We start from the raw sequence: 3,820 nt of genomic DNA on the forward strand, positions 1-3,820 counted from the left end.
CCACGGAGAGGGCAAAGACCACCACCAGCAGCATGAACGGCGAGGAGTTGTTGCCCAGCAGACCGATAACCTGGTCAGCCACCAGCTTGCCCGCCCCGGTCATTTCCAGCGCCTTTGCCAGCGCCAGAGTGCCGCCGAAGATAAAAATAGTCTGTGAATCAATGGCTTTGTAAGCTTGCTTTTCCGTCAGCACCCCGGTAACCACCAGCACCAGGGCACCGATACAGCCGGCCACCGCCAGGCTAATGCCGGTCTGTTTTTCGAAAATCATGCCGAGGATCGTGGCGATCAACACCACCAGGGACAGGATCTGCTTCCAGCGTGGAACGTGGCTGTAATCCCGCTGTTCGCCGACGCTGCCCACTTCCCCGCTGTTTGGATTATTGGGCAAAAACTTATAGCCGATGGTCAGGAAATAGAGGATGCCGCAGACCAGCATCGGTAGACCCACTTTCGCATACTCAAAGAAACCGAAGCCGCTGCCGATGTTCTGTAAGGCCGATTGCGCGATCAGGTTGCCCGGGGCGCCAATCAGCGACAGGTTGCCGCCCAACGCGGCAGCAAACACCAGCGGCATCAGCAGACGCGAGCGGGAAAACCCCGATTTGGCGGCCACGCCAATGACGACCGGGATCAGCACCGCCGCCGTACCGGTGTTGGAAAGAAAGCCCGACATCACGCCGACCACCACCATGATGGTGAAAATCAGCTGTTTTTCGGTTTTGGCGAAGTGAGTGATCACCCCGCCGACTTTATTGGCCATCCCGGTTTCAAATAACGCCCCGCCGACGACGAACATGGCGACAAAAAGAATGACATTGCTGTCGATAAAACCGGCAAAGGCCTGCTTCAGATCCAATACGCCAGTGACCACTAACGCCACACAAACCACCATGGAAGTCACTGCCAGCGGCACTTTCTCCCAGACGAACATGACGATAGCGAACACCAGCAAACATAGGGTGATGGTAATCGGTTCCATACTTATAATTCTTCCTATCAATGATATATGATATTGTATCCAATATTGATGAGGGAGAAATTATTCCCATGCAAAAAGTAAGTCAATGCGTTTTTGTGGAATGATCGCGCAATGAGATCTACATCAAGATCCTGCGCAGATCGTCACGTTGAGGAATTAATAACGTTGATAAATATAACAAACGCCAGCTATTCGCTGGCGATCGATCCGGTCAGGGAGCAGGATCGGGCAGGTAACGCGTGAGCATATTCTCCATCGAGCGGATGATATGCTCATGCATTCGCTGACGGGCCAGCGCTTCGTTATGCTGCTCAAGCGCTTGTAAGATCGCTTTATGTTCACGGAGGGAAATGACGGCGTACTCTTCTTCGGTCACCTTGTGCCCCATCGACAGTCCGTTCCACATGTTGCAGAGCAGCATCTTCATTTTTTCATTTCCCGCCGCGTTCCAGATCTCCATGTGGAAGGCCTGGTTCAGGTCGGAATATTCAGCAGAATTATTGTCTGCCAGCGCCTTCTCTGCGGCATAGTGAACCTGAGCGATGCGTGAAATATCGGTCCCTGGACGAGAAGCTTTCGCCACCGCTTCACTTTCCAGTACAGCGCGAATTTCGTAATGCTCGCGGATAGTCTGCTCATTAATCCCCAGCACCACCGCACCTTTATTCGGCCGCACTTGAATCAGACCATCGGCGGCTAAAATCTGAAACGCTTCACGTACCGGCATGCTGGAAACGCCAACCATTTTGGCAATCCCTTCAAGGGTAATTTCCTGCCCTTCCACTAAATCCCGCGAAAGGATCGCTTTACGCAAAACCGCCGCCACCTGCTCCTTCGCGGAAAGAAGCTTAATTTTCCCTAATTTAGGCTTCTGCACTTTCCCAATCCTTCATATGTTGACGCATTATCTCCGCAAGCATAAGGAAATAACGCTGTGTTGCCTGAGCAATTTTTTCGCCTTCGCCATGGCCAATGGCGCTCGCCAGTTCGTTCAGGATCTGCGCCGACTCCTGGCCATCCTCTTTCAGGTACAGAATGACATAGGAAATATAACCGTCCAAAAATTGCTGATACGCCTTTGCCAGATAGCGGTTATCAAGATAGGAAATCAGCAACTGATGAAACGCCAGTTCACCGGCATTATCGCCAGCACGCGCCAGCTCCTGCGCGCGCGCGCGAAGTAATTCCCCCTGATTTGCCGGCACGAGGGCAAACAGTTCAGCAGCCATCACCGCGATAACGCGAAAAATATGGCTCACATCCTCGACGGCCAGCGTGGAGACCTGCATATGTCGGTTAGGCAAGCGCACCAGAAATCCTTCCTGTTCAAGGGACTGTAGCGCTTCCCTAACCGGCATACGTGAAAGTCCCAATTGTTCCGCGATGTTCTCCTGAGTCAGTTCCTCCCCGGGTTTCATGGCGCCGGAGAGGATCTGATAACGAATCATCTGCGCGATTTGGTCCCGGGTCTGTTTTCTTTCGATCTTTTTCACGCTGTCCTCATGGCTGGTGGCTTAAAACGCGGGGGATTTTAGCAGATTTGCCCGACCGCTGGCGCATGGAGGCGAAAAGTGAGGCAATAAAAAGCCGGAACAACGGTTCCGGCTTTTTTGCACGTGCGAGGTTACTTGTTGACGAAGTCTTCGCCGAGCGCGATATCTTTCTTCAGGGTGTCCAGCATGCCTTCCAGCGCCTGCTGCTCAAAGGCGCTGAGTTTGCCGATAGACTGTCGCTCTTCCACGCCGTTTTTTCCCAGCAGCAGCGGCTGGGAGAAGAAACGCGCATAGTGGCCGTCGCCTTCCACGTAGGCGCACTCCACCACACCTTTCTCTCCCTGCATCGCGCGAACCAGAGAGAGACCAAAGCGCGCAGCCGCCTGACCCATCGACAACGTCGCCGACCCACCGCCCGCTTTCGCTTCCACGACTTCGGTACCGGCATTTTGAATGCGTTTAGTCAGATCGGCCACTTCCTGATCGCTGAAGCTGACGCCCGGGATCTGCGACAATAATGGCAGAATGGTGACGCCGGAGTGACCACCAATGACCGGGACTTCCACCTCGGTTGCCGATTTACCTTTCAGCTCAGCGACAAAGGTATTGGAGCGGATAATGTCCAGCGTGGTGACGCCGAACAGCTTGTTTTTATCGTACACGCCGGCTTTTTTCAGCACTTCGGCGGCGATAGCCACGGTGGTATTCACCGGGTTGGTGATAACACCGATGCAGGCCTGTGGGCAGGTTTTGGCAATCTGCTGCACCAGGTTCTTAACGATGCCGGCATTCACATTAAACAGGTCGGAACGATCCATGCCGGGCTTACGCGCTACGCCCGCGGAGATCAGCACCACATCAGCGCCTTCCAGCGCCGGGGTAGCATCTTCACCGGAAAATCCTTTAATTTTTACATCTGTGGGGATATGACTTAGATCTACCGCCACGCCCGGCGTAACCGGAGCGATGTCGTACAACGAGAGCTCTGAACCTGAAGGCAGTTGGGTCTTAAGTAGTAGGGCAAGCGCCTGGCCGATACCACCGGCGGCGCCAAGGACTGCAACTTTCATCCTAAACTCCTTATTATGGTTAATTTAGTCTTTCGTTATTCCGTCGCCTGGACCTTAATTCACAAGATGAACAATTACAATGATTATGGCTGAAGAATGCATTATTGTGCGTAGCAATAGAACAGCGGCGCACTTTATGCTTCCTGACTGACCATCCAGCAAAGCGAAGTACCGGATCGACTGTTGGTTACAATACACCCAGCCAGTTGCGCAAAACAACACCAACTCAATAACATTTCATTTACTTTTACATGGCTTTAAGCGTTGTGATGTGA

The 3,820-nt window shown here is 53.0% G+C and carries 4 protein-coding genes; all 4 read right to left on the reverse strand.

Translation table 11 applies throughout. From position 1 onward, the window contains the following. Positions 1 to 982: SLC13 family permease (locus ACZAHD_RS22300; RefSeq protein WP_462458675.1), on the reverse strand; the 982-nt coding region annotated here is incomplete at its 3' end. Between the two features lie 211 nt (positions 983 to 1,193). Next, the gene (locus tag ACZAHD_RS22305; protein WP_008806676.1) at positions 1,194 to 1,859 is read right to left on the reverse strand and encodes a GntR family transcriptional regulator; all 666 of its coding nucleotides are present in this window, start codon (positions 1,857 to 1,859) and stop codon (positions 1,194 to 1,196) included. Continuing rightward, the gene (locus ACZAHD_RS22310) at positions 1,846 to 2,475 is read right to left on the reverse strand and encodes a GntR family transcriptional regulator (protein WP_008806677.1); all 630 of its coding nucleotides are present in this window, start codon (positions 2,473 to 2,475) and stop codon (positions 1,846 to 1,848) included. The genes ACZAHD_RS22305 and ACZAHD_RS22310 overlap by 14 nt, the downstream gene beginning before the upstream one ends. 131 nt (positions 2,476 to 2,606) lie before the next feature. Next, a complete protein-coding gene (gene mdh, locus ACZAHD_RS22315) occupies positions 2,607 to 3,545 on the reverse strand; it encodes a malate dehydrogenase (RefSeq protein ID WP_008806678.1) in 939 nt (312 codons plus the stop codon). Between the last annotated feature and the right edge of the window lie 275 nt (positions 3,546 to 3,820).

The sequence above is a fragment of the Raoultella sp. genome (assembly GCF_039594335.1).
In the GTDB taxonomy this organism is placed as follows: domain Bacteria; phylum Pseudomonadota; class Gammaproteobacteria; order Enterobacterales; family Enterobacteriaceae; genus Klebsiella.

Bases quoted from the DNA above. Each gene is read 5' to 3' on its own strand.
- mdh (WP_008806678.1), bottom strand. From the start codon at position 3,545: ATGAAAGTTGCAGTCCTTGGCGCCGCCGGTGGTATCGGCCAGGCGCTT.